General features: G+C 71.6%; 20 protein-coding genes and 1 pseudogene. 16 read left to right on the forward strand and 5 right to left on the reverse strand.

Annotation, left to right across the window (positions count from 1 at the left end; genetic code table 11):
- Positions 1-2 precede the first annotated feature (2 nt).
- Entirely contained in the window at positions 3-311 is a 309-nt protein-coding gene (locus AB0C82_RS28380; protein WP_362847131.1) for a heavy-metal-associated domain-containing protein, read from the reverse strand.
- A 250-nt stretch (positions 312-561) separates the two neighbouring features.
- Positions 562-1,353, reverse strand: a complete 792-nt coding sequence (locus AB0C82_RS28385; protein WP_362847133.1) for a TetR/AcrR family transcriptional regulator — start codon at positions 1,351-1,353, stop codon at positions 562-564.
- A gap of 158 nt (positions 1,354-1,511) precedes the next feature.
- Between AB0C82_RS28385 and AB0C82_RS28390 the strand changes: the two genes are divergently transcribed.
- Entirely contained in the window at positions 1,512-3,857 is a 2,346-nt protein-coding gene (locus AB0C82_RS28390) for an MMPL family transporter (protein ID WP_362847135.1), read from the forward strand.
- 43 nt (positions 3,858-3,900) lie between these two features.
- Positions 3,901-4,959: a zinc-dependent alcohol dehydrogenase family protein gene (locus tag AB0C82_RS28395; RefSeq protein WP_362847137.1), complete on the forward strand. Its 1,059-nt coding sequence runs from the start codon at positions 3,901-3,903 to the stop codon at positions 4,957-4,959.
- Between the two features lie 87 nt (positions 4,960-5,046).
- Here the strand turns inward: AB0C82_RS28395 and AB0C82_RS28400 are convergent, their stop codons facing one another.
- Both AB0C82_RS28400 and AB0C82_RS28405 read right to left on the reverse strand, forming a co-directional pair.
- Positions 5,047-5,244, reverse strand: coding sequence for a MerR family transcriptional regulator (locus AB0C82_RS28400; protein WP_362847139.1), 198 nt, complete (start codon positions 5,242-5,244; stop codon positions 5,047-5,049).
- 245 nt (positions 5,245-5,489) lie between these two features.
- Positions 5,490-6,440 carry a sugar phosphate isomerase/epimerase gene (locus AB0C82_RS28405; protein WP_362847141.1) on the reverse strand — a complete coding sequence of 317 codons (951 nt, stop codon included), beginning with the start codon at positions 6,438-6,440 and terminating at the stop codon, positions 5,490-5,492.
- 142 nt (positions 6,441-6,582) lie between these two features.
- Between AB0C82_RS28405 and iolC the strand changes: the two genes are divergently transcribed.
- From iolC to AB0C82_RS28470, 13 genes are all read left to right on the forward strand, one after another.
- Positions 6,583-7,599, forward strand: a complete 1,017-nt coding sequence (iolC, locus tag AB0C82_RS28410; protein WP_362847143.1) for a 5-dehydro-2-deoxygluconokinase — start codon at positions 6,583-6,585, stop codon at positions 7,597-7,599.
- Positions 7,596-8,483 (forward strand): deoxyribose-phosphate aldolase, encoded by an 888-nt coding sequence (locus AB0C82_RS28415; protein WP_362847145.1) that lies wholly within the window; start codon positions 7,596-7,598, stop codon positions 8,481-8,483. Before iolC ends, AB0C82_RS28415 begins: the two co-directional genes overlap by 4 nt.
- A gap of 34 nt (positions 8,484-8,517) precedes the next feature.
- The gene (gene iolB / locus AB0C82_RS28420) at positions 8,518-9,417 is read left to right on the forward strand and encodes a 5-deoxy-glucuronate isomerase (protein WP_362847245.1); all 900 of its coding nucleotides are present in this window, start codon (positions 8,518-8,520) and stop codon (positions 9,415-9,417) included.
- The gene (gene iolD, locus AB0C82_RS28425) at positions 9,414-11,321 is read left to right on the forward strand and encodes a 3D-(3,5/4)-trihydroxycyclohexane-1,2-dione acylhydrolase (decyclizing) (RefSeq protein ID WP_362847147.1); all 1,908 of its coding nucleotides are present in this window, start codon (positions 9,414-9,416) and stop codon (positions 11,319-11,321) included. The genes iolB and iolD overlap by 4 nt, the downstream gene beginning before the upstream one ends.
- Positions 11,322-11,335: 14 nt before the next feature.
- The gene (mmsA, locus tag AB0C82_RS28430) at positions 11,336-12,838 is read left to right on the forward strand and encodes a CoA-acylating methylmalonate-semialdehyde dehydrogenase (protein WP_362847149.1); all 1,503 of its coding nucleotides are present in this window, start codon (positions 11,336-11,338) and stop codon (positions 12,836-12,838) included.
- A gap of 159 nt (positions 12,839-12,997) precedes the next feature.
- The gene (locus AB0C82_RS28435) at positions 12,998-14,038 is read left to right on the forward strand and encodes an aminoglycoside phosphotransferase family protein (protein ID WP_362847151.1); all 1,041 of its coding nucleotides are present in this window, start codon (positions 12,998-13,000) and stop codon (positions 14,036-14,038) included.
- A gap of 45 nt (positions 14,039-14,083) precedes the next feature.
- Positions 14,084-14,707 carry a DUF4291 domain-containing protein gene (locus tag AB0C82_RS28440; protein WP_362847153.1) on the forward strand — a complete coding sequence of 208 codons (624 nt, stop codon included), beginning with the start codon at positions 14,084-14,086 and terminating at the stop codon, positions 14,705-14,707.
- Between the two features lie 50 nt (positions 14,708-14,757).
- The gene (locus AB0C82_RS28445) at positions 14,758-15,192 is read left to right on the forward strand and encodes a hypothetical protein (RefSeq protein WP_362847155.1); all 435 of its coding nucleotides are present in this window, start codon (positions 14,758-14,760) and stop codon (positions 15,190-15,192) included.
- Positions 15,193-15,271: 79 nt separating this feature from the next.
- Positions 15,272-15,913, forward strand: coding sequence for a DNA alkylation repair protein (locus tag AB0C82_RS28450; RefSeq protein WP_362847248.1), 642 nt, complete (start codon positions 15,272-15,274; stop codon positions 15,911-15,913).
- A 316-nt stretch (positions 15,914-16,229) separates the two neighbouring features.
- A complete protein-coding gene (locus AB0C82_RS28455; RefSeq protein WP_362847158.1) occupies positions 16,230-18,914 on the forward strand; it encodes an alpha/beta fold hydrolase in 2,685 nt (894 codons plus the stop codon).
- Entirely contained in the window at positions 18,911-19,789 is an 879-nt protein-coding gene (locus tag AB0C82_RS28460; protein ID WP_362847160.1) for an ABC transporter permease, read from the forward strand. The genes AB0C82_RS28455 and AB0C82_RS28460 overlap by 4 nt, the downstream gene beginning before the upstream one ends.
- A 136-nt stretch (positions 19,790-19,925) precedes the next feature.
- Positions 19,926-21,512 carry a von Willebrand factor type A domain-containing protein gene (locus AB0C82_RS28465; protein WP_362847163.1) on the forward strand — a complete coding sequence of 529 codons (1,587 nt, stop codon included), beginning with the start codon at positions 19,926-19,928 and terminating at the stop codon, positions 21,510-21,512.
- 74 nt (positions 21,513-21,586) lie between these two features.
- Complete coding sequence (locus AB0C82_RS28470) at positions 21,587-22,042, forward strand: DUF1772 domain-containing protein (protein WP_362847165.1); 456 nt, start codon at positions 21,587-21,589, stop codon at positions 22,040-22,042.
- 42 nt (positions 22,043-22,084) lie between these two features.
- On the opposite strand, the pseudogene AB0C82_RS28475 reads toward AB0C82_RS28470, so the two are convergent.
- A pseudogene (locus tag AB0C82_RS28475) lies at positions 22,085-22,633 on the reverse strand (GNAT family N-acetyltransferase); the annotation flags it as partial.
- Between the two features lie 172 nt (positions 22,634-22,805).
- Between AB0C82_RS28475 and AB0C82_RS28480 the strand changes: the two are divergent.
- The gene (locus AB0C82_RS28480; RefSeq protein WP_362847168.1) at positions 22,806-24,308 is read left to right on the forward strand and encodes an FG-GAP repeat protein; all 1,503 of its coding nucleotides are present in this window, start codon (positions 22,806-22,808) and stop codon (positions 24,306-24,308) included.
- Positions 24,309-24,437: the final 129 nt, after the last annotated feature.

Consider the following 24,437-nt stretch of genomic DNA (forward strand, 5'->3'; position numbering starts at 1 on the left):
TCTCAGGCGCGGCCGACGAGCTCGTAGCCCGCCTCGTCGACGGCGGCGCGTACGGCCTCCTCGTCCAGCGGGGCCCGGGAAATCACGGTCACCAGTCCGGAGGAGGCGACCGCCTTCGCGGAGGTGACCCCCGCGATGGCGGAGATCTCCTCGGAGACGGCGCCTTCGCAATGACCGCAGGTCATGCCCTTGACCTCGTACACCGTGGTGACGGCGCCGACCTGGACGTCGGTCGCGCTGTCGTGGCACGAGCCGGTGGGCGAGCAGCAGGAGCCGGTGGCGGCCTGGGGGGTCTCGGTCTCGGCGGTCATGGCGTTCTCCTCTTCGGCAAACACGGGTGGGCGTGACGTGGGGGAGCGCCGTACCGCCGGTGCGCCCTCACTCATCCCACTCTATACCCCTAGGGGGTATGAATGCGACCCGCTCGGCCCCGCGCCCGCCTCGTGCGGGGCGGGCGGGATGCGGGCGGGCGCGAATCCGCGTCTGCTGCGAGGTCTCCGGCGCGGTCACGTTCCCGCACGTTCCCGTGGCGTGTCTCCCGGGATGCCCAAACCCTATGCTTCAAGGCCTTTTCGGGCACGCGGAGTCGGGGGCCGATTCACCGACCAGGGGGTTCAGGTAGCGGAACAGGACAGTTTTCAGTTCCTTGACGTACGCCTCCCGTTGGTCGCCCTCGTGGCCCATGATCAGGTCGAGTCCGGTCGTGAAGACGGCGAACACCATGTGCGCGATGCGGCTGACCTGGTCGGCGTGGAGATCGGTGAGGTAGCCGGCGAGGATCGCCTCGACCCGGGTGAGCATCGTGGCGTGCACGGTGTCGTGTTCCTGGGTGATCGCCCCGGGGATCTCCGTGCCGTGCATCAGGACCCCGAAAGCCGGGTTCTCGCAGTTGAAGGTGATCAGCGGGTCGAGGATGGCGTCGAGCATCTCGTCGAGCGGGAGCTCGATGTGGCTGGGTACGAAAGCCGCGCCGTAGGTGTCCCGCCAGCGGTTGAGGAGCTGGTCGCCCAGCTCGATGGCGATGGCCTCCTTGTTCGGGAAGAACTGGTAGAGCGTTCCCGGCGAGACGCCTGCCTCGCGGGCGATGGCGTTGGTGCTGGCCGCCGTGTAACCGGTGCTGGAGAAGACGCTCGCGGCGGCTTCGAGGAGCTGGGCGATACGGGCTTCGCCGCGGGCCTGGCGGCGGCGCGGACGGGCGGCCCCGGAGCCGTCGTCCTCCTTGGGGCCGGCCTTTCCCTGTGCGCCGCCGGCTTTCGCGCCGCCGGCTCCGGGGTGGCGTCCGGCCTCGTCGGCCGGTGCGGCCTCGTCGGCGGGTGCGGGCTCGATGCCTTTCCCTGCTCTGGCATCCGACACGGTCTATCCCCAGCTCTCCAGATGCGGTTGACAAACACGAGCGCTCACTCGCATTCTAAGAAAACGCGAGCGATGACTCGTGTTTGCCAGTGTAATCGGCAATGACTGACCCATGCTGCCCTGTGCTGCCCGGGTCTCGGTGAAGGGGACACCGCACCATGTCCGAAGTCAACAGCCCGACGCGGGTCGGCGGCTGGACCCGCTTCGTCACCGCGCGGCCACGGTTCGCGCTGCTTGCGGCCCTGGTGATCTCGGCCCTCGCCGTGTTCGCGGGCAGCGGCGTCGCCGAGCGGATGGGCAGCGGCGGCTGGGAAGCGCCCGACGCCGAGTCGGCGTATACGAAGGAGGTGCTGGAGCGCGAGTTCCCCGCATCCCAGCCCAATCTGCTGCTGCTGATCGACAGCGGCGACGCCTCCGTCGACGACCCGGTGGTGGCCAGGGAGGCCGCCCGGCTCACGGAGCGGCTGGCCGGCGAGGAAGGGATCACGGGCGTCGGCTCGTACTGGCAGGCCAGGACGCCCTCGCTGCGCTCGGAGGACGGACACGAGGCGATCATCGCGGCCCGGATCGAGGGCGACGAAACGGCCGCGGGCAGGATTCTCGACCGGGTCGCTCCGGCGTTCCAGGGGGAGAGCGGTCCGGTCGAGGTCTCCGTGGGCGGGCCTGTCGCGGTGAGACACGAGATGCAGACGATCATCGAGGAGGATCTGCTGCGGGCCGAGCTCATCGCCCTGCCGGTGACGCTGGTACTGCTGGTCATGGTCTTCGGCAGCGCGATCGCCGCCCTGCTGCCCCTCGGCGTCGGCATCGTGGCGATCCTCGGCACCAACGCCGTCCTGCGCGGACTCACCGAGTTCACGGACGTATCGGTCTTCGCGCAGAACCTCACCACGGCGCTGGGGCTCGGACTCGCCATCGACTACGCCCTGTTCATCGTGCGCCGGTTCCGCGAGGAGCTGGCCTCGGGTTCCGATCCCCGGACGGCCGTGGGCGCCACCCTGCGTACGGCGGGGCGCACGGTGCTCTTCTCCGCGCTGACCGTCGCGGTGTCCCTGGCCGCGATGCTGGTCTTCCCGCAGTACTTCCTGCGCTCCTTCGCCTACGCGGGGATCGCCGTCGTGCTGCTGGCCGCGGCCGCCGCACTGATCCTGCTGCCCGCGGCCCTGATGCTGCTCGGCCCCCGGGTCAACTCCCTGGACCTGCGCAAGGTGCTGCGCCGCCGCACCCGGAAGCCCCGGACAGCCGGCGAGGCGCGCGGCGCGGACGGTGTGGAGCACCCGGACGGCGCCGGCAAGGGATGGGGGCGGCTTGCGGCGCTGGTGATGCGCAGAGCCCCTCTCTTCGCCGGAGCCACCACGGCCGGGCTCGTCCTGCTGGGTCTGCCGTTCCTCGGAGTGCAGTTCGGTACCGCGGACGACCGGCAGCTGCCCGCGACCGCCGAGTCGCGGGTCGTGCAGGAGCACATCCGGGAGGGCTTCCCCGGCAGCCCCGGCGGCGGCCTGGAGCTGCTCGCGACGGGGAAGGCGACCACCGCCCAGTACGCCGCGCTGCGCGGCGACATCGCCGGACTCCCCGGGGTGCTGCGGGTCGACGGACCGATCGTCTCCGGTTCGTACGCCTACTTCAGCGTGCTGCCGGAAGGGGAGATGGTGGGGGAGGAGGCCCAGCAGCTCGTCGAGGACCTCCGGGCCGTTCCCGCCCCCTTCGACACCTCGGTGTCCGGCGCGGCAGCCGTACTCGTCGACTCGAAGGCCGCCATCGCGGACCGGCTGCCATGGGCGGTGGGCATCATCGTCGTGGTGACGCTGCTGCTGGTCTTCCTGCTCACCGGCAGTGTGCTGATCCCGCTCCAGGCGGTCGTGCTGAACGCGCTGAGCCTGACGGCGATGTTCGGGGCCGTCGTCTGGGTGTTCCAGGACGGGCACCTGTCCGGGCTGCTCTCCTTCACCAGCACCGGGGACATCGAAACGACCCTGCCCGTGCTCATGTTCTGCGTCGCGTTCGGGCTCTCCATGGACTACGGCGTGTTCCTCATCTCCCGCATCAAGGAGGAGTACGACCGCAGCGGCGACCACGAGCACTCGGTGACCTTCGGGCTGCGGCACACCGGCGGGCTGATCACCGCGGCGGCGGTGATCCTGGCGGTGGTGATGGTGGCGATCGGTACCTCGCGGGTGACCAACACCAAGATGCTGGGGCTGGGGATCGCGCTGGCGGTGCTCATGGACGCCATGGTGGTCCGCAGTCTGCTGGTGCCCTCGGTGATGAAGCTGATGGGCCGCGCCAGCTGGTGGGCTCCCGCTCCGTTGCGGGCGTTCCATCAACGCTTCGGGCTGAGCGAGGGCGATTCGGCGTCGGCGCCCCTTCGTCCCGGTGTTCCCTCCGATGTTCCCTCCGGCGCCCTTTCCGGTGCTTCTTCCCCCTCGGAAGCGTCGCGGGAAGCGGAAGGGAGCGGGGTGTTCGAGTCGGGGGAGAAGCGGGACAAGATCGGCAGCGGGGCGTAGATTCGGCGCCTCCGGGCGACGGGCGAGGCGAAGGGCGGAACCGATGCGGGCAGTTGTGTTCGAGGAATTCGGGCAGGAAGCCCGGCTGAGGGAGGTGCCCGATCCCGCTCCCTCCCCCGAGGGCGTGGTGGTCCGGGTCGAGGCCACCGGGCTGTGCCGCAGTGACTGGCACGGCTGGATGGGCCACGACCCGGACATCACCCTCCCGCACGTGCCCGGGCACGAACTGGCCGGAGTCATCGAGGCGGCGGGAGCCGGCGTCGCCGGCTGGCGGCCGGGAGACAGGGTGACGGTGCCCTTCGTCTGCGCCTGCGGCCGGTGCGAGGCATGCGGGTCCGGGGCCCAGCAGGTGTGTGAACGGCAGACCCAGCCCGGGTTCACCCACTGGGGCTCCTTCGCGGAGTACGTGGCTCTGGAGCAGGCGGACGTGAATCTGGTCGCTCTGCCCGATGAGCTGTCGTTCGCCACGGCGGCGGGGCTCGGCTGCCGGTTCGCCACCGCGTTCCGGGCCGTCGTCGGTCAGGGCCGGGTGGCGCCGGGGGAGTGGGTGGCCGTCCACGGCTGCGGAGGGGTCGGCCTGTCGGCGGTGATGATCGCGGTGGCGCACGGAGCGAAGGTCGTGGCCGTCGACGTCTCGCCCCGCGCCCTGGAGCTGGCGCGGACCTTCGGAGCGGTGGAGTGCGTGGACGCCTCGGCCCACCCCGAGGGTGCGGACGAGGCGGTGCGTGAACTCACGGGCGGCGGTGCGCATCTGTCGGTCGACGCGCTCGGCTCACCGGTCACCTGCGCCGCCTCGGTACGGAGCCTGCGCCGGCAGGGCCGTCACATACAGGTCGGCCTGCTGCCGTCGGCGACCGGCGACCCGGTCGTGCCGATGGCGCGGGTCATCGCTCTCGAACTGGAAATCCTCGGCAGCCACGGCATGGCCGCACACGACTACCGGCCGATGATGGACATGGTGCGGTCCGGCACGCTGCGCCCCGATCTGCTGGTGACCTCCACGATCTCGTTGGAAGCTGCGCCGGCCGCGCTCGCCGCGATGGGGGCCGCGCCCGGCGGGGGCGTGACGATCATCGAACCGTCGGGGAACCGGCGTGGCTGACGCCCCGCACGGGACCGGAAGGGGCCGATCTTCGCGCAGGGCCCGGTGGGCAGGCGGGGCTCTTCCCGTGGGAGCGGTTCGGTCCGGTCAGTCGCGTCGGCCGCGGTTGCCGGGGCGTGAGGCGACCCAGGCGCGGACGGTGTCCGCGTACCAGTAGGGCTTGCCGCTCTCCACATGGTCGGGAGGCGGCAGCAGACCGTGCTTGCGATACGAGCGGATGGTGTCGGGCTGCACCCGGATGTGCGTGGCAATGTCCTTGTAGGACCAGAGACTTCTGTCCGTCATGGGTGACACCTCTCTCTACCGCAGCGGCGGCGGGAAGCCGTCGGGGGATGTGCGGCATGAACGCTGACGATCACTCAGCCTGTGCCTGGTCAACGACGCTGAGTGACGAGCGGGGAGAGGTGTGGGACGCCTGTGACGGAAGACCCGCGTAACGGAGACAAGCGTGACAAGGAGGTGACAGCTGTGACAGAACGAAGTCAGTGGGGATTTGAGGGACTTGGAGGGCTTCGGGGATGCCGGGGACTTCAGCGACCGAGGGGGCTGCGGGGATCGGCTGCGGTCCGGGGTGTGCCGCAGGAGCGGAGGAACTCCCGCGTGCGGCGCGCGATCGGGAGCGGCTTGTCCGGCGCGCAGGGATACATGTCCTGTTCGACGATCGCGAACAGGTCGACGCCCAGGGCGCGGGCGGCATCCAGGACCGGTTCCAGTGCCGGGACCCCGTGCGGCGGTTCGCACATCACTCCGCGGGCCACGGCCGGCCCGAACGGAACCTCTTCGGCGACCACCTGGGCAAGGATCGCGGGATCGACCTGCTTGAGGTGCAGATAGCCGATGCGCTCACCGTAGGTCTCGATGAGCTTGACGCTGTCCCCTCCGCAGTATGCGTAGTGGCCGGTGTCCAGGCAGAGGGAGACCAGGTCCGGATCGGTGGCGTCGAGGAAACGGCTGACGTTCTCCTCGGTGTCGATGTGCGTGTCGGCGTGCGGGTGCACGACGATGCGCAGCCCGTACCGGTCCTGCACCTCGCGGCCGAGCCGCTCCGTCTGCGCGGTCAGATCGCGCCACTGCGCGGCCGTGAGCGTACGGTCCTCCAGGACCTCGCCGGTCTTGTCGTCGCGCCAGAACGACGGGATGACCACCAGGTGGTCCGCGCCCATCGCCCGGGTGAGGGCCGCGATGTCCGCGACATGAGCCCACGTCCGGTCCCAGACGGCGGGGCCGTGGTGCAGTCCGGTGAAGACGGTGCCCGCCGAGACCTGGAGTCCACGGCGCCGGGTCTCCTCCGCCAGCCGGGCCGGATCCACGGGGAGATAGCCGTACGGCCCCAGTTCGATCCACTCGTAGCCGGCCTCGGAGACCTCGTCGAGGAAGCGGTGCCAGGGCACTTGCCGCTCGTCGTCGGGGAACCACACTCCCCACGAATCAGGTGCCGAGCCGATACGGATGCGGGCCGGAGAGGGTACGGAGGAGGTCATATCGCCCACCCTCGGGTCCTCGCCGGGGAGTGTCAAGACTTCGTCCGAATGTCCGGACAAAATATTGACAGCGTTCCGGGGGAGGGCTAGACCTGGGACCAGCCGTCCGGCCGCGGCCCGACCGCGGTGTGAAGGGATGCGTATGCCTGAGCCGTACGACGTGATCACCATGGGGCGGATCGGGGTGGACATCTACCCCCTGCAGACCGGAGTGCCGCTCGCCCGCGTCGAGACCTTCGGGAAGTTCCTCGGCGGCTCGCCGACCAATGTCGCCGTGGCGGCCGCCCGCCTCGGCCGGCGCACGGCCGTGATCACCCGGACCGGCCGGGACGCCTTCGGCGACTACCTTTGTGGACAACTGCGGGAGTTCGGGGTCGACGACCGTTGGGTGACGGCCGTCGAGGAGTATCCGACCCCGGTCACCTTCTGCGAGATCTTCCCGCCGGACGACTTCCCGCTCTACTTCTACCGGCAGCCCAAGGCGCCCGATCTCGAGATCCACGGCGCGGAGCTGGACCTGGACGCGGTCCGCGCCGCCCGGGTGTTCTGGATGACGGGCACCGGACTCTGCGCCGAACCCAGCCGCAGCGCCACCCTCGCCGCACTCCGCGCCCGCGGCGACGCCCTCGCCGAGCGGCCGGCCGGGGACGGCCCGGCCGGTGTCACCGTCTTCGATCTGGACTGGCGGCCCATGTTCTGGCCAGGCGGCGACCACGGCACCGTGGCGCCCGAGCGGTACCGGGAAGCGCTCGCCCACGCCACCGTGGCCGTCGGCAATCTCGACGAGTGCGAGATCGCCACCGGTGAGCGCGAACCGTACGCGGCGGCCCGCGCCCTGCTCGCGGCCGGGGTCGAGCTGGCCGTCGTCAAGCAGGGCCCCAAGGGTGTGCTCGCCGTACACCGCGACGGCACCACCGCCGACGTACCGCCCCTGCCCGTGGAGGTCGTCAACGGCCTCGGCGCGGGGGACGCGTTCGGCGGTGCGCTCTGCCACGGGCTGCTCGCCGGATGGCCGACCGAGCGCGTCATGCGGTACGCGAACGCGGCCGGGGCCATCGTCGCCTCCCGCCTCGCCTGTTCGTCCGCGATGCCGTATCCGGCCGAGGTCGAACAGGCCCTGGCCGACGGCGCCGTCATCCCGACCGGAGCGACCCCATGACGCCCGCCGCCTCCTCCGTCTCCGAGCTCGTCGGGTTGCGGGTGCACCATCCAGAGGCAGTCGCCGAGGCCGCCGCCCGGCGCCGCCGACGGCCCCTCGTCCCGCCCGGCGGGCGGCTGATGATCATCGCCGCGGACCATCCGGCCCGCGGCTCCCTCGCCGTCGGTGACGACGGACTGGCCATGGCGAACCGCTTCGACCTCCTCGAACGCCTCTGCCTCGCCCTCTCCCGGCCGGGCGTCGACGGCGTCCTCGCCACCGCCGACATCCTCGACGACCTGCTGCTGCTCGGAGCCCTGGAGGGAAAGGTCGTCATCGGTTCCATGAACCGCGGCGGACTCGCGGGCGCCTCCTTCGAGCTGGACGACCGGTTCACCGGCCACCGCCCCACCGACCTCGCCAGGCTGGGCTTCGACGCGGGGAAACTGCTGCTGCGCATCGACTACGACGACCGGGGCTCCCTGGACACCCTGCACACCACCGCCCGTGCCATCGACGACATGGCGGCACGTCAACTGCCCGTATTCGTCGAGCCGTTCCTCTGCCGCCGCGTCGACGGCCGGCTCCGCAACGACCTGGCGGCGGCCGCCGTCACCCTGTCCATCGCCATCGCCTCGGGCCTTGCGGGCACCTCCGCGTACACCTGGCTCAAGGTGCCGGTCACGGAGGATCCCGACGACATGGCCCAGGTGATGGAGACGTCCACCCTGCCCGCCGTGCTGCTCGGCGGTGAGGTCGGCGGCGATCTCGACGGTGCGTACGAGAAGTGGCGTGGGGCGCTGCGACTGCCCTCCGTCCAGGGGCTCGTCGTGGGGCGTTCCTTGCTCTATCCGGCCGACGGCGATGTCGCCGGGGCGGTCGACACAGCCGTGGCACTGCTCTAGGAGGGCGTCCGAAGGGCATGGGGAAGGCATGGAGATGACGACATACGAGGACCGTCCGGAAATGCGCCACCACCGCCACCACCTCCCGGCCGGCAGTGCGGGGAGCGACGCCTACGCCCTCGACATCGTCCCGGAGCGGGCCGGATGGGACCGGTCCAGCCTGCGCGTGCTCGAACTGGAGCCGGGCGGTGTTCACACCCTCGTAACCGGGGAGAGTGAATGGATCATTTTGCCGTTGACAGGCGGCTGTACGGTGCACACGGCAGGTGAGATCTTTGAACTGCTGGGCAGGGAAAACGTGTTCAGCGGGGTGAGCGATTTCGCGTACCTACCGCGTGATGCCCACGCACAGATCGCCTCCGGCGCAGGAGGCCGCTTCGCCCTGGCAGGAGCGAAGTGCGAGCGACGACTCCCCGCTCGCTACGGCCCCGCGCCGGAGGTACCCGTCGAGCTGCGCGGCACCGGGAACTGCTCCCGGCAGGTCAACAACTTCGCCGCCGCCGACACCTTCGACTGCGACCGCCTCATCGCGGTGGAAGTGCTCACGCCAGGCGGCAACTGGTCCTCGTACCCGCCGCACAAGCACGACGAGCACCACCCCGGCGCCGAGTCCGTGCTCGAAGAGATCTACTACTTCGAGGTGGAGGCGGACGACCTCGCCTACCACCGGGTGTCACCGTCCCGGGCAGGCGGCACCGACGTCCTCGCCGAAGTCCGTACAGGCGACGCCGTCCTCATCCCCGACGGCTGGCACGGCCCTTCCATCGCTCCGCCCGGCCACACCCTCTACTACCTGAACGTGATGGCGGGGCCGGGCGAGCAGCGCGAATGGCTGATCCGCGACCACCCCGACCACAGCTGGATCCGCGACACCTGGCCGGACCGGCCGGTCGATCCCAGGCTCCCCCTCTACGGTCCGGAGGCCGCCCGATGACACCCTCACCCCACGGCGACGGACCGGGCACCCGGCGGCTGACCACCGCCCAGGCCCTCGTCGCCTTCCTCGCCCGCCAGTACACCGAGCGCGACGGCCGCCGCCATCGCCTGATCGGCGCGACCTGGGGCATCTTCGGTCACGGCAACGTCGCCGGGATCGGCCAGGCCCTCGTCGAGGCCGGACCGGACGACATGCCGTTCCTCCAGGGCCGTAACGAACAGGCCATGGTGCACGCGGCCGTGGGGTACGCGCGCCAGTCCGGCCGGCTCTCCGCGCAGGCCGTCACCACCTCCATCGGCCCCGGCGCCACCAACCTCGTCACCGGAGCCGCCCTCGCCACGGTCAACCACCTGCCCGTGCTCCTCCTCCCCGGCGACACCTTCGCGACCCGGCCCGCCGACCCCGTGCTGCAACAGCTCGAAGTGCCGTACGCGGGCGATGTCTCCGTCAACGACTGCCTGCGTCCGGTGTCCAGGTACTTCGACCGGATCGGCCGCCCTGAGGCGCTGATCCCCGCCGCCCTCGCCGCGATGCGCGTCCTGACCGACCCGGTGGCCACCGGCGCCGTCACCCTGGCGCTGCCGCAGGACGTCCAGGCGGAGGCGTTCGACTGGCCGGAGGAGTTCTTCAGGGAGCGGGTCTGGCACATCCGCCGGCCCCGCCCCGAGGACCGCGAACTGGCCGTCGCCGCCGCGGCGATCAGGCGGAGCGCCCGCCCGCTCATCATCGCGGGCGGCGGCGTCCGCCACAGCGGCGCCCAGGCGGCGCTGAGCGCCTACGCGGAGGCGACCGGCATCCCCGTCGCCTCCACCCAGGCGGGCAAGGGCTCGCTGCCCCACGGCCACCCCGGCGACGTCGGCGGCATCGGACACACCGGCACGGCCACCGCCGACGAGCTGGCCCGCGCCGCCGACCTGGTGATCGGCGTCGGCACCCGCTACAGCGACTTCACCACCGCCTCGTCGACGCTCTTCGCCCCCTCCGCGCGTTTCGTCAACATCAACATCGGCCCCTTCGACGCGCACAAACTCTCGGCGCTGACCGTGCTCGGCGACGCCCGCGAGGCACTCGAAGCCCTGCGCGAGGGCTTGGGCGGCGCGCCCCACCGGGTCGACGCGGCGTACGAAGCCGGGTACGGCGCGGCCAGGACCAGGTGGGAGGAGCGGGTCACCGCCGCCTACACCCCGGCAGACCCGTCGGCGCGCCCCACGCAGGCCCAGGTCCTCGGCGTACTCGACACCCTGGTCACCGAGGACGACATCCTGATCAACGCCGCCGGTTCGCTCCCGGGCGACCTGCACAAGCTCTGGCGCACCCGCTCCGCCGACCAGTACCACGTCGAGTACGGCTACTCCTGCATGGGCTACGAGATCCCCGCCGCGATCGGGGTCCAGCTCGCGGCCCCCGGCCGGCCCGTCTGGGCACTCGTCGGCGACGGTACATACTTGATGAATCCCACCGAAATCGTCACCGCCGTGCAGGAGGGACTACCCATCAAAGTCGTCATCCTCCAGAACCACGGGTACGCCTCGATCGGCGGCCTGTCCGAGTCCGTCGGCGGTGAGCGCTTCGGTACCGCTTACCGCCACCGGGCAGCCGACGGCACCTTCACCGGCGCGCCCCTGCCGGTCGATCTCGCGGCCAACGCGGCCTCCCTCGGAATGCGCGTCCTGCGCCCCCGGACCGTGACTGACCTGCGCGAAGCCCTCGCCGACGCCCGCGCGGCGGACCGTCCTACTTGTGTCTACGTCGAGACCGAAACGGCAGACACTGTGTCGGGGCCCCCTCCGGCACAGGCGTGGTGGGATGTTCCGGTAGCCGAAACCGCGACCCGCCCGTCGGCGGTCAAGGCCAGGGAAGAGTACGAACGCCACGTCGCAGCCCGACGCCGCCACCTCTGAAGGAGCACGTAGTCATGACGAAGACCGTCAACCACTGGATCGGCGGCAAGAGCGTCGAGGGCACGTCGGGCAACTACGGTCCGGTCACCGACCCCGCCACCGGCGCCGTCACCACCCAGGTCGCGCTGGCCTCGCCCGACGAGGTGGACGCCGCGGTCGCCGCCGCCAAGGCCGCGTACGAGACGTGGGGCACGTCCTCGCTGTCCGCCCGCACCGCGGTCCTCTTCCGCTACCGCGCCCTGCTCGACGCACACCGCGACGACATCGCCGCGCTGATCACCGCCGAGCACGGCAAGGTGCACTCGGACGCGCTCGGTGAGGTCGCCCGCGGCCTGGAGATCGTGGAGCTGGCCTGCGGCATCACCACCCAGCTCAAGGGCGAGCTGTCCACCCAGGTCTCCAGCCGGGTCGACGTCTCCTCGATCCGCCAGTCGATCGGTGTCGTCGCCGGCATCACGCCGTTCAACTTCCCGGCCATGGTGCCGATGTGGATGTTCCCGCTCGCCATCGCCTGCGGCAACACGTTCGTCCTGAAGCCCAGCGAGAAGGACCCCTCGGCCGCCAACCTGCTGGCCGAGCTGGCCGCCGAGGCGGGGCTGCCCGACGGCGTGCTCAACGTCCTGCACGGCGACAAGGTCGCTGTCGACGGGCTGCTGAACCACCCGGACGTCGCCGCGGTCTCCTTCGTGGGCTCGACCCCGATCGCCCGCTACATCCACACCACCGCCTCCACCAACGGCAAGCGCGTCCAGGCGCTCGGCGGCGCCAAGAACCACATGCTGGTCCTGCCCGACGCCGACCTGGACGCGGCGGCCGACGCCGCGGTCTCGGCTGCGTACGGCTCCGCCGGTGAGCGCTGCATGGCCATCTCCGCCGTGGTCGCCGTCAGCTCCATCGCCGACGAGCTCGTCGCCAAGATCAAGGAGCGGGCCGAGAAGATCAAGATCGGCCCGGGCAACGACCCCGCCTCCGAGATGGGTCCGCTGATCACCGCGGCCCACCGCGACAAGGTCGCCTCCTACGTGACGGGCGCGGCCGCCCAGGGCGCCGACGTCGTCCTCGACGGCACCGGCCACACGGTCGAGGGGTTCGAGGACGGCCACTGGATCGGCCTGTCCCTGCTGGACAAGGTGTCGACGGACTCCGACGCGTACAAGGACGAGATCTTCGGCCCGGTCCTCTGCGTCCTGCGCGTCGACACGTACGACGAAGGCGTCGCCCTCATGAACGCCTCGCCGTTCGGCAACGGCACCGCGATCTTCACCCGCGACGGCGGCGCCGCCCGGCGCTTCCAGCTGGAGATCGAGTGCGGCATGGTCGGCGTCAACGTGCCGATCCCGGTGCCGGTCGGCTACCACTCCTTCGGTGGCTGGAAGGACTCGCTCTTCGGCGATCACCACATCTACGGCAACGACGGGGTGCACTTCTACACCCGCGGCAAGGTCGTCACGACCCGCTGGCCCGACCCGGCGGACGCTCCCGCGGGCGTCGACCTGGGCTTCCCCCGCAACCACTGATCCGGGCAACCGGATCCGAACACCCGGATCCGAACGACCGGATCCGAACGACCGGATCCGAACGACCGGATCCGTGCACGCGATGTCCCGAGCCCTCGCCCGCGCACAGCGGGCGGGGGTTTCGTGTTCCCCCAAGGCACGGGATGACAAGGTGGACGCATGAGGGGTTCGGGATCACCACTGCCGTACGGGGAAGCGCTGCGGGCCGGACTGGGGGAGCCCCGGCGCCCACGGCGCCTGGAGAGCAGCCCGCGTTCGCGGGTCTGGCGCATCGGTCTTGAGGGGCGGACCGCCGTACTGAAACAGCTCGTCGCGGGACCCGGCGCCGAGGAGCGGTACGGGCGCGAGGTGGCCGCCCTGAGCATCGCCTCCCGCGCCGCGAGCCCGGTGGTGCCCGCGCTGCTGGGCACCGACCCCGAGGAACGGGTGCTGGTCCTGGAACACGTGGAGGACCGCCGGCCGGCCGCCGACTGGATCGTCGGATACGCGGCGGCCCTGGCCCGGCTGCACACCACGGCGCGACCCGGCGACGCGGGGGACCTGCCCGCCTGGCAGGGACCCTCGGGAGCCGACGTCACGTCCTTCCTCGCCCTGGCCGACATCCTCGGGGCCCCGGCACCACCCGAGGTGACCGACGAGCTGACGGCGCTCGTCCACCGGCTCTCCCGCACCCCGGTGAACGCCCTGCTCCACGGCGACCCCTGCCCCGGCAACGATCTGCACACCGGGGACGGCGTCCGGTTCATCGACTTCGAACAGGCATCGCTGGGAAACGGCCTGATGGAGCTCGCCTACCTGCGCATCGGGTTCCCGACCTGCTGGTGCGTCACCTCCGCCGCCGAACCGCTGCTGGAGCGGGCCACCGGCGCCTACCGCGCGGCGTGGCGCACCGCGACCGGCACCGACCTCGACGAGACGGGTCTCATCGACGCGTGTGCGGGCTGGCTGATCCGCGGGGACGCCCTCGTCCAGCGGGCCCACCGGGGCGCCGTCGACCACCTGGCCCGCATCCCTGAGCAGGACTGGAAGTGGGGCACCACGACCGCCCGCGGCCGACTCGTCCACCGCCTGCGCGTAGTCGCCGAACTGACCGTCGGCCATCCGGAACTCGGCGCTCTGAGCACCCTCGCCACGGACCTGGGCCACCGGATGCTGGCGCGCTGGCCGAGGCTGGAGCGGGTGCCCGCGAAGCGTCCGTAGAAAACCTGGTGGCAGCTACCGGCGGGCCCACGCAGGGTGTACTCCATGACCGCGCAGCCACAGACCCCGCCGCCCCACGAGATCCGCGCCCGGCACACCGGGTCGACCGTCACCGTCTATCAGGCCTACCCGCCGGCCATCGGCCTCCCGGCCGCCCGCGAAGGCCGCTTCCCGGCCTCCTGGAAGCGTGACCGCATGACGTGGATCAAGCCGAGCTTCCTGTGGATGATGTATCGCTGCGGCTGGGCGACGAAGGAGGGCCAGGAGACGGTCCTCGCCGTCGAGATCACGAGGGAGGGCTTCACCTGGGCGCTGGAGAACGCCGAACTCTCCCACTACGTACGGGGCGTGCACCCCGACCCGGCCACCTGGCGGCGTGATCTGCGCCGCGCACCCACCCGCGTCCAGTGGGACCCCGAGCGTGACCTGCACCTGAACCCGCTCCCGTACCGCTCCCTGCAGCTCGGCCTCGCGGGCGAGGCGGCCCGGCGGTACGCGGACGAGTGGACGGTCTCCATCCGCGACGTCACCCCTCTCGCCCAGGAGATCCACACCCTGGTCCGCGCGGGGAGTGCGCGGGCCGCCGCCGCGCTGCTGCCCAGGGAGACCCCGTGGCACACCACCGGACGAGTGCCCCGGCCCTCGGCGCCCGGGGTGCACGCGGGCTGAGCGGGCAGCCGCCCGCCTCGACTGTCGGTCCCGGTTGCTATACCTGACCCATGACCGCCTTCCGTGACTTCAACTTCAAGCTCCTCGTCATCGAGGGGCTCATGTACTGGGACGACACGCTGAAGCCCGCCTTCAGCCTGAGGGACCACATGCGGACACTCGGCGTCGACGACCTCGACGCCTATGTCGAGGAGAAGGAGCTGGAGTACACCGTCCTGGACGAGCCCCGCGCGTACTTCGAGGCCCTGGAGATCCCCACGGAGATGCTCGCCTCCGTCGAGGCGCTGACGTTCGACGGCGGGCTCCAGGTCTTCCAGGAGTGTGCCCCGGTCTGGGACGGCGAGGACGACCTCTTCGACATCCGCTCCCTCGACGACCTGGACCTGCTGCCGAACCTCAAGCTCTTCGACGGCGGGAGTGAGCTGGAGTTCATGCTGCCCGGCTCCCTGGAGATCCTGGCCGCAAGGGGCATCGAGACACGCTGAGAGCGGCCGTTCGGTTCGGTGCGTACGCGTGGGTACGAAGGAGGAGGTTGCGGTGGCCGGTACGACGGTGGCAGAGGTGATGGCCGAGCTGGCCGAGCTGGAGGACCCGAAGGCCCGCGCGGTGAACGAGAGACACGGGGACGACCACGGTGTGAACCTCGGCAAGCTGCGTGCGCTCGCCAAGCGGCTGAAGACGCAGCAGGAACTCGCGTGCCGGCTCTGGGAGACGGACGACACCGCGGCGAGACTGCTGGCGGTCCTGATCTGCCTGCCGAAGGCGTTCGGGCGGGACGAGCTGGACACGATGGTGCGTGGGGCCCGCGCACCCAAGGTGCACGACTGGCTCGTGAACTACGTGGTGAAGAAGAACCCGCACTCCGAGGAGTTGCGCGTGGCCTGGTCCGCCGATCCGGACCCGGTGGTCGCGAGCGCCGGCTGGGCGCTGACCACCGAACGTGTGGCGAAGAAGCCCGAGGGCCTCGACCTCGATGAACTGCTCGATGTCATCGAGGCGGAGATGAAGAACGCCCCGGACCGCCTGCAGTGGGCGATGAACCACTGCCTGGCCCAGATCGGCATCGAGCACGCCGGGTACCGCGCCCGTGCGCTGGACATCGGTGAGCGCCTTCAGGTGCTCAAGGACTACCCGACGTCCCCGGGCTGCACGTCTCCGTTCGCACCCGCGTGGATCGATGAGATGGTGCGCCGGAAGCAGGGCTAAAGGGCTGTCCCGCAATCCCTGGTGGATCAGCGCGCGGCGTCAGATGCGGTGCATCGCAAGGCGGAGGTACGTCCGCGTACTGGATGTATCCGGGCGTTCCGACGACGCGGCGAGGTGCCGTAGCTGTCGTCGTGCGCCCGCCAGGGGTTACGCGACAGCCCTCAGGGCTCCGCGATCGGATCCGGCGGGTGCGCGCCGGGGGAGCCGGTGTACCGCGTACGGAGTACGGCGGCCGTGCCCCGTACCTCTGAGGGAGGCCGGGGACTTCCCCCTGGCGGCTTCCCGCCGGGCCCCGGCGTCCGCTTAGGGTCGGGGTATGGACTCCCCAACTTCCCGGTGGCGGCCCCGGCTGCCACGCAAGCGCGGCCGATGGGCTGCCGGCCTCGCCGCGCTCGTCGTGCTCGCGGGCGGCGGCACGTGGACCGCGGTCGCCGACGACAGCGCTCCCGCCGTGCAGCGCGAGGACCGGACGCTGCGGCTCGACGGGGTGCCGATCGACACCTCGTACTTCACGAGCGGGGGTTCCGAGCGGCGGCCCGCCGTCCTCATCGGGCACGGCTTCGGCGGCAGCAAAGCCGACGCGCGGGCCCAGGCGCAGAAGCTGGCGGCCGATGGCTACGCCGTCATGACCTGGTCGGCCCGCGGATTCGGGAAGTCGGGCGGAGAGATCGCGCTCAACGCACCCGACGCCGAGGTCAAGGACGTATCAGGGCTCATCGACTGGCTGGCCGGCCGGCCCGAGGTGGAACTCGACGGCAAGGGCGATCCCCGGGTCGGTATCACCGGGGTCTCCTACGGGGGCGCCGTCTCGCTCCTCGCCGCCGGACACGACCGGCGTGTCGATGCCGTCGCGCCCGTCATCACCTACTGGAACCTGGCCGACGCGCTGTTCCCCGACGGCGTCTTCAAGAAGCTCTGGGCCGGGATCTTCGTCACCACCGGCGGCGGATGCCGGCAGCTGGAGGCGCAGCTCTGCGAGATGTACGAGCGCGTCGCCGTCAGCGGGAAGCCGGACGCCGCCGCCCGGGAGCTGCTGGCCGAGCGTTCGCCGGTCGCCGTCGCCGACCGCATCAAGGTGCCCGCGCTGATCGTGCAGGGGCAGTCGGACTCGCTCTTCCCGCTCGACCACGCCGACGCCATGGCGAAGGCCATCAGCGGCAACGGCGCGCCCGTCGCAGTCGACTGGATCGCGGGCGGGCACGACGGCGGCGACCGCGAGGACGACCGGATCACGAGCCGTGTCGGCGCCTGGTTCGACCGGTATCTCAAGGAGGAGAAGGGGGCCGGCACAGGGCCCGCCTTCCGCGTCACCCGTACCGGAGGCATCGACTCGACCGACGGGGCCGCCCAGCAGCGTGGGGCGAGCAGCGACCGCTATCCGGGGCTGACGGGTGGAGGCGAGGAGATCGCGCTCGCCGGCGGCAAGCAGACCTTCCTCAATCCCGCCGGGGCCAGCCCGCCCGCCATCTCCGCCGTGCCGGGTGTCGGCGGCGGGCTCTCGCAGCTGGCGTCCGTCGGCGTCGGGCTCTCGCTCGACTTCCCCGGGCAGTACGCCCGGTTCGACTCCCGTCCGCTCGCCGAGTCCGTACGCGTCACCGGCTCGCCCACCGTCCGCGTAAACGTTACGGCTGACAGCGGACAGGGCAGTGCGGACGCCGGACAGGGCAGCAAGGACGCCGTGCTGTTCGCGAAGGTCTACGACGTGTCTCCCGACGGGAAGCAGCAGGTGCTGCCCTCCCAGCTCGTCACCGCCCACCGCATCACGCCCGCCCAGCAGGGCAGGCCCGTCGAGCTGACACTGCCGGCCGTCGACCACGAGATCGACTCAGGACACCGGCTCCGCCTCGTCCTGTCCGCCACCGACCTCGGCTACGCGTCGCCGGCCGAGCCCGCGACGTACACGGCCGCACTGGAGAGCCCGCTGACCGTTCCGACGGCACCGCAGGTCAAGACCGCGTCTACCGCGCTGCCCTGGTGGACCTGGGGGCTTCCGGCCGCGGCCGTCGTGATCGCCGCCGCGCTCCTGCTCTCCGCGCGCCGTCGCACCGCGACGCCCGCGCCGGACCCGGCGCTCTCCGACGTACCGCTCCAGATCACCGGCCTGTCGAAGAAGTACGCCAAGTCCGCGGACCGGTACGCCGTCCGGGAACTGTCCTTCCGCGTGGAGAAGGGGCAGGTGCTGGGGCTCCTCGGTCCGAACGGTGCCGGGAAGACCACCAGCCTGCGGATGCTGATGGGGCTCATCACCCCCGACGAGGGCGACATCCGCGTCTTCGGACATGCGATCCGTCCGGGTGCGCCCGTGCTGTCGCGGGTCGGTTCGTTCGTGGAGGGTGCGGGCTTCCTGCCGCACCTGTCCGGGCGGGCCAACCTGGACCTGTACTGGCAGGCCACCGGCAGGCCGGCCGAGGACTCGCACATCGAGCAGGCCCTGGAGATCGCGGGGCTCGGCGACGCTCTCGCCCGCGCCGTGCGGACGTACTCGCAGGGAATGCGCCAGCGGCTCGCCATTGCCCAGGCCATGCTCGGTATGCCGGACCTCCTCATCCTCGACGAACCGACCAACGGCCTGGACCCGCCCCAGATCCGCGAGATGCGCGACGTGATGATCCGGTACGCGGCCGGAGGCCGGACCGTCATCGTCTCCAGCCATCTCCTCTCCGAGGTGGAGCAGTCCTGCACCCACCTCGTCGTCATGGACCGGGGCCGGCTCGTGCAGGCGGGACCCGTCGCGGAGATCACCGGCTCCGGCGACATGCTGCTCGTCACCACGGCCCAGGAGGTCGCGGAACCGCTCGTCGAGAAGATCGCCGCCCTCCCGGGGATCGGCTCGGCCGTCCGTACGGGCGACGGGCTCGGGCTGCTCGTCCGGCTCGACGGCGCCACCTCGTCCGAGCTGATCACCGAGCTGGTGCGCCTCGACCTGCCGCTGACGGGCGTCGGCCCGCACCGCCGCCTGGAGGACGCGTTCCTCACCCTGATCTCCGGAGGCTCCGCATGAGTGCCGCAGTCGATGTGACACACGCCCCCGAGGCGCCCGGATACCGCGCCCGGCGCACACTGCCGCTGCGTGTCGAAGCGATGCGGCAGCTGCGCAGGCGCCGCACCCTGCTCATGGGCGGAGTGCTGGCCGCCCTGCCGTTCATCCTGATCATCGCCTTCGCGATCGGCGGCACCCCCGACGGCGGCCCGGGCGGCGGTGAACGGATCACCCTGATGGACACCGCGACGGCCTCCGCCGCGAACTTCGCCGCCACCTGCCTGTTCGTCTCGGCCGGCTTCCTGCTCGTGGTGCCGGTGGCCCTGTTCTGCGGGGACACCGTCGCCTCCGAGGCCAGCTGGTCGTCGCTGCGCTACCTGCTCGCCGCACCCGTGCCACGGACCCGGCTGCTGTGGAGCAAGCTCGTCGTCGCGCTCGGCTTCAGCCTGGCCGCGATGGTGCTGCTGCCCGTGGTCGCACTCGCGGCGGGAGCCGCGGCGTACGGCTGGGGGCCACTGCAACTCCCCACCGGCGGCGCGCTCGCCACCGGGGACACGGTTCCGCGGCTGGCGCTCGTGGTGGCGTTCATCTTCGTCTCCCAACTGGTCACCGCCGCACTGGCGTTCTGGCTGTCGACGAAGACCGACGCACCCCTCGGAGCGGTCGGAGGCGCCGTCGGCCTGACCATCGTCGGCAATGTCCTGGACGCCGTCACCGCACTCGGCTCCTGGCGCGAATTCCTCCCCGCGCACTGGCAGTTCGCCTGGGCGGACGCCCTCCAGCCGGACCTGGAATGGGGCGGCATGGCCAAGGGCGCCGCGGTGTCCGTCACCTATGCCCTGATTCTGTTCGCCCTGGCCTTCCGGGGGTTCAGTCGTAAGGACATCGTGTCCTGAAGTTGACATTCCGCGGATTTCCGCGCCGCTTCCGCCCGCCGTTGCCGCATCGAGATTGATCCGCAACTCGTTCGTCTGCATTCCCGGGCCTCCCCGTACGTCACATTCACAGATGCCGACGACGTGGGGGGTACCGATGAAGGATCGGACAGCGAAGTACAGCGGGGCGCTCGCGCTGCTGCTGGCGGGCGGAATGCTGCTCACCGGCTGCGGCGCGGGACCGGACGGTTCGAGTGCCGCCGACCGCGAGACCGGTACCGGAAAATCGAGCGGCGGGGCGCCGGCGCCGGCCGCACCCGGCGGGGCGGCGGACGAGGTGAGTCCGGAACAGCGCGAGAGCGCGGACCGTGACGACGTGGCGCCGCCGGACTACCTGTCGACCTTCGCCCTGGACGTGGACACTGCGAGCTACGGCTACGCGCGCCGCACCCTCGGCGACGGACGGCTGCCGGGACCGGAGACGGTGCGGCCCGAGGAGTTCGTCAACAGCTTCCGCCAGGGCTACCAGCGGCCCGAGGACAACGGCTTCTCGGTGACCGTCGACGGTGCGCGCGCCGGGGCGGACGCGAGCGACTGGTCGCTGGTACGGGTCGGTCTCGCCACCAAGGCCGCCACCGACCGGAGCGAACGTCCGCCCGCCGCACTCACCTTCGTCGTCGACATCTCCGGGTCGATGGCCGAACCGGGGCGCCTGGACCTCGCGAAGAAGTCCCTGGGCTACCTCACCGACGAGCTGCGCGACGACGACTCCGTCTCCCTGGTCACCTTCAGCGACGAGGCGGAGACCAGGCTGCCCATGACCCGGCTCCAGGGCAACCGCACCAAGATCCGGGACATCGTCGAGGGCATGGAACCGGAGGAGTCGACGAACGTGGACGCCGGGATCAGGCGTGGCTACGACGAGGCGGCCGACGGTCACCGCGAAGGCGCCACCAACCGGGTGGTGCTGCTCTCCGACGCACTCGCCAACACCGGTGAGACGGAGGCCGACCCGATCCTCGAACGCATCGACTCCTCCCGTCGCGAGTACGGCATCACCCTCTTCGGCGTGGGTGTCGGCAGCGACTACGGGGACCAGCTGATGGAACGCCTCACCAACAAGGGCGACGGCCACACCACGTACATCTCCGACGAGACGCAGGCCCGCAAGGTCTTCGTCGACCAGCTTCCCGCCCACGTCGAACTGCGGGCCCGCGACGCCAAGGCCCAGGTGGCCTTCGACCGCGAGACGGTCGAGCAGTTCCGGCTCATCGGCTACGAGAACCGCAAGGTCGCCGACGAGGACTTCCGCGACGACAGCGTGGACGGCGGCGAGATCGGCCCCGGCCACACGGTGACGGCGCTCTACGCGGTACGCCTCCGGGACGGCGCGTCCGGGCACGTGGCGACCGCGACGGTGCGCTGGCAGGACCCGAAGACCAGGAAGGCGCACGAGGAGACCGGTTCGGTGGAGACCGGTGAGATCGACGGCGCGCTGTGGGGCGGGGACAACAGCCGGCTCCAAGTCACAGCCGTGGCCGCGTACTTCGCCGAGGCGCTGCGCCGAAGCGAAATGCCCGGAGCGCCGGGCCTCGGGGAACTCGCCTCGCGTGCCGACACGTTGGCCGACCGGACGGAGGACAGCTCGGTACGGAAACTGGCCACCGCCATCGAGGAGGCGAACCGGCTGCTGGGTGGCGGCGACGGGCCGGACGGCGGCGGGGACGAGGGCGAGATCGGCTGACACGGCCGGCGGGTCCGCACGGCAGTCGGTCACACCGGGCTGTGCGGGCCGCGCTCCCGCGCCATGATGTGCCCATGTCCTCACTGCTTCTGATGCTCGCCGTGATCACCGCAGGGCTCTACGCCGGCTTCATGCTGACGTTCCTGGTCGTGATCATGCCCGGACTCGCCCCGCTGCCGGACGACCGCTTCACGGCAGCGATGCGCCGATTCAACGAGAAGGTACCGGGGCCCGGCTTCCTGCTCGTCTTCCTGGGAGTCATCGCCCTGCCGGCCGCCGCTGTGTCGGATCCCGACGGGCTGGGCGACAGGGACTGGAACCTCGTCCTGGCCGCCCTGGTCTGCGCCGTGATCAGCCACCTCATCACGATCATCGGGAACATTCCGCTGAACAACGCGCTCGCCGGTTCCGAGGGAGGAGACGACGCGGCGGCCCGCGCGGCGTTCGAGCCCCGCTGGAACGCCCTGCACCGCGTCCGCACGGCCGTCTCCGCCGCCTCCTTCGTCCTGCTGGCCGCTGTTCTCCTGTAGGTCGGTGGCCCCGCCGGACGGCCGGCGCCACGAAGCCTCGGGGCGGCCCGGGTGCCGTGGGCCCAGCAGGACGGTGAGACCTGCCCGGCCCGGCACCGCCCCGGGGACCTGGTACCAGCCCGCGCGCCGGTAGAAGTCCAGCGCGGCACGCGCCCGGACCGAGGTGAGCAGCCAGCAACGGCCGTCCGTGGCCGGGTCCGTAACCGCGAGGAGGAGCGCTGTGCCCAGGCCCGTGCCGCGTGCCGCCGCGGTGACCGCCAGCTCGTCGACCTCGAGTCCGCCGCACAGCCAGGCGCGCGTCCGCGCGGCCCCCAGGGCGGTGGCCACGGCCCCGTAACTCCGGTCCTCCGGGAAGGAGTCGGGTGTCGTCCACGCCGTGGCGAAGCCGACCACCGTGTCCCCGTCGCACGCCACCGCTGCCGTGAATCCGGGCCGCAGCGCGTCGTGGGCCAGCCGCTCCAGGTAGAGACCGGCCATCGTCTCGTCCTCGTCCCACGGCGGGGCCGAGAACACCGCCGCGTACACCCGGCGGATGCCGTCGGCGTACACCGGCAGGTCCGCGCCCGTCACGAGTCGCACCGCTCGGTCCAAGTCCCTGCCTCCGTCCGCGCACGTCCCGGCTGTCCGCGGTGACGGGTGGTCAACGACGGTGCACCGTACAACCCTTGCCGGGTTCCGCACGTCTCAGCGTATGCAGTGCACACCCGCGTACTCATCGATACGCCCGAGCAGAACCCTTCCTGCAACTCGACAAGGAGTCCGTGTGGCAACCCGAGCGATCGGAACGACGGCGGCACTCGCCGTAGCGGTGGCAGCTGCCGCGGTCATCACCGCACCCGCCGCCCAGGCGACCGCACCCGCGCGCGCGACGGCTTCGGCGGCTGCGTCGCCGGCGGTGTCGGCCACGGCCGCGGGCCGCGTCGACTACAACGGCGACGGCTTCGCCGATCTCGCGGTCGCCGCGCCGGGCGCCACGGTCAACGGCCGGGCGGGGGCCGGATACGTCGGTGTGGTGTACGGCTCCACGAACGGGCCCGCGACCGCGACCAGGCAGATCCTCACCCAGGACTCGGCGGGTGTCCCCGACGCCGCCGAGGCCGGTGACGCCTTCGGCAGCGCGCTCGCCTCCGCCGACCTCGACCGGGACGGATACAGCGACCTCGTCGTCGGCGCCGCCACCGAGAAGAACGGCACCGTGGACCGCACCGGGCTGCTCACCGTCATCTGGGGCGGAGCGACCGGCCTGTCCGGCGGCGCCACGCTGCTGACGGGCGAGCAGTACGACGGGGTGGGCCGCCTGCTCACCGCGGGCGACTTCGACGGGGACGGCTTCGCGGACCTCGCCACCGTCAGGTGGGCCGATCTCCAGACCCTGTCGGGCCCCTTCACCCGTGCGGGCGCCGCGGCCTCCACCGCCGCCTACCCGGACGTGGACGACCGGCGATACCTGGACCTCGGGTCGGGTGACGTCAACGGGGACGGCCGCGACGACGTCGCCGCGCTCACCCATGCCGGGGACGAGTTCGACAGCCGCAGGATCGTCGTCGCCGCAGGCGGCGCCACCGGCCTGGGGGCGCTCACCGCGGTCAGGGGCGGGCCTGACGGTTACGCGATCGAGGGCGGCGAGCACCTCGCCGTCGGCCGGGTGAACGGCGACGCCTACGCCGACCTCGTCGTCGGCCGCGCGATCGACGGCTACGACAGCGACATGGACCTGCCCCTCGCCAGAGGCGGCATGGTCACCTACGTGCCCGGCGGCGCCACCGGTGCGCAGGGCACCAAGGCGAAGGTCTTCAACCAGGACTCGGCGGGCATCCCCGGCGCGGCCGAGTTGTCGGACGGCTTCGGTTCGTCCGTCGCGATCGGCGACACCAACGGCGACGGGCTCGGCGAGATCGCCGTGGGCGTCTCCGGCGAGGCCCTCGGCACGGTCGCGCGAGCGGGAGCGGTCATCGTCATGGCCGGCACCTCCGGCGGACCCACGGCGACCGGGGCCAAGGGCTTCAACCAGGACACGGCGGGCGTCGCGGGAGTCGCCGAGCCGAACGACAGGTTCGCAGCTGCAGCCGCCTTCACCGACGGCGACAAGGACGGCCGCGCGGAGCTCGCGGTGGGCGCCCCGGGCGAGGACACGGGCGCGGGCGCGCTCTGGTTCCTCCCGGCCACCACGACCGGCACCACGGCCACGGGCTCGTCGGCCATCAACAACGCGACGCTGGGAACGGTCGCCGTGAAGGCCGCACTGGGCGCGTCCTTCGGCCGCTGACGGCCGCGTAACGGGGAACGGCACGGTGGGGAGCGACCGCCCGGTCGCTCCCCACCGGTTCGACCTGGCCGGCGGGTGCGGAACCGGCGGAGCGGACCTCCACGCGGTTTCCCGGCCAGGTACGAGAGC

It is taken from the genome of Streptomyces sp. NPDC048560 (assembly GCF_040650955.1).
Classification (GTDB): Bacteria; Actinomycetota; Actinomycetes; order Streptomycetales; family Streptomycetaceae; genus Streptomyces.

Coding starts and splice junctions, on each gene's coding strand:
- AB0C82_RS28380 (WP_362847131.1), bottom strand. CDS start 311: ATGACCGCCGAGACCGAGACCCCCCAGGCCGCCACCGGCTCCTGCTGC.
- AB0C82_RS28460 (WP_362847160.1), top strand. CDS start 18,911: ATGAGTGCCGCAGTCGATGTGACACACGCCCCCGAGGCGCCCGGATAC.
- iolD (WP_362847147.1), top strand. CDS start 9,414: ATGACACCCTCACCCCACGGCGACGGACCGGGCACCCGGCGGCTGACC.
- AB0C82_RS28405 (WP_362847141.1), bottom strand. CDS start 6,440: ATGACCTCCTCCGTACCCTCTCCGGCCCGCATCCGTATCGGCTCGGCA.
- AB0C82_RS28465 (WP_362847163.1), top strand. CDS start 19,926: ATGAAGGATCGGACAGCGAAGTACAGCGGGGCGCTCGCGCTGCTGCTG.
- AB0C82_RS28400 (WP_362847139.1), bottom strand. CDS start 5,244: ATGACGGACAGAAGTCTCTGGTCCTACAAGGACATTGCCACGCACATC.
- AB0C82_RS28455 (WP_362847158.1), top strand. CDS start 16,230: ATGGACTCCCCAACTTCCCGGTGGCGGCCCCGGCTGCCACGCAAGCGC.
- AB0C82_RS28440 (WP_362847153.1), top strand. CDS start 14,084: ATGACCGCGCAGCCACAGACCCCGCCGCCCCACGAGATCCGCGCCCGG.
- AB0C82_RS28450 (WP_362847248.1), top strand. CDS start 15,272: ATGGCCGAGCTGGCCGAGCTGGAGGACCCGAAGGCCCGCGCGGTGAAC.
- mmsA (WP_362847149.1), top strand. CDS start 11,336: ATGACGAAGACCGTCAACCACTGGATCGGCGGCAAGAGCGTCGAGGGC.
- AB0C82_RS28435 (WP_362847151.1), top strand. CDS start 12,998: ATGAGGGGTTCGGGATCACCACTGCCGTACGGGGAAGCGCTGCGGGCC.
- iolC (WP_362847143.1), top strand. CDS start 6,583: ATGCCTGAGCCGTACGACGTGATCACCATGGGGCGGATCGGGGTGGAC.
- AB0C82_RS28445 (WP_362847155.1), top strand. CDS start 14,758: ATGACCGCCTTCCGTGACTTCAACTTCAAGCTCCTCGTCATCGAGGGG.
- AB0C82_RS28415 (WP_362847145.1), top strand. CDS start 7,596: ATGACGCCCGCCGCCTCCTCCGTCTCCGAGCTCGTCGGGTTGCGGGTG.
- AB0C82_RS28395 (WP_362847137.1), top strand. CDS start 3,901: ATGCGGGCAGTTGTGTTCGAGGAATTCGGGCAGGAAGCCCGGCTGAGG.
- iolB (WP_362847245.1), top strand. CDS start 8,518: ATGACGACATACGAGGACCGTCCGGAAATGCGCCACCACCGCCACCAC.
- AB0C82_RS28390 (WP_362847135.1), top strand. CDS start 1,512: ATGTCCGAAGTCAACAGCCCGACGCGGGTCGGCGGCTGGACCCGCTTC.
- AB0C82_RS28470 (WP_362847165.1), top strand. CDS start 21,587: ATGTCCTCACTGCTTCTGATGCTCGCCGTGATCACCGCAGGGCTCTAC.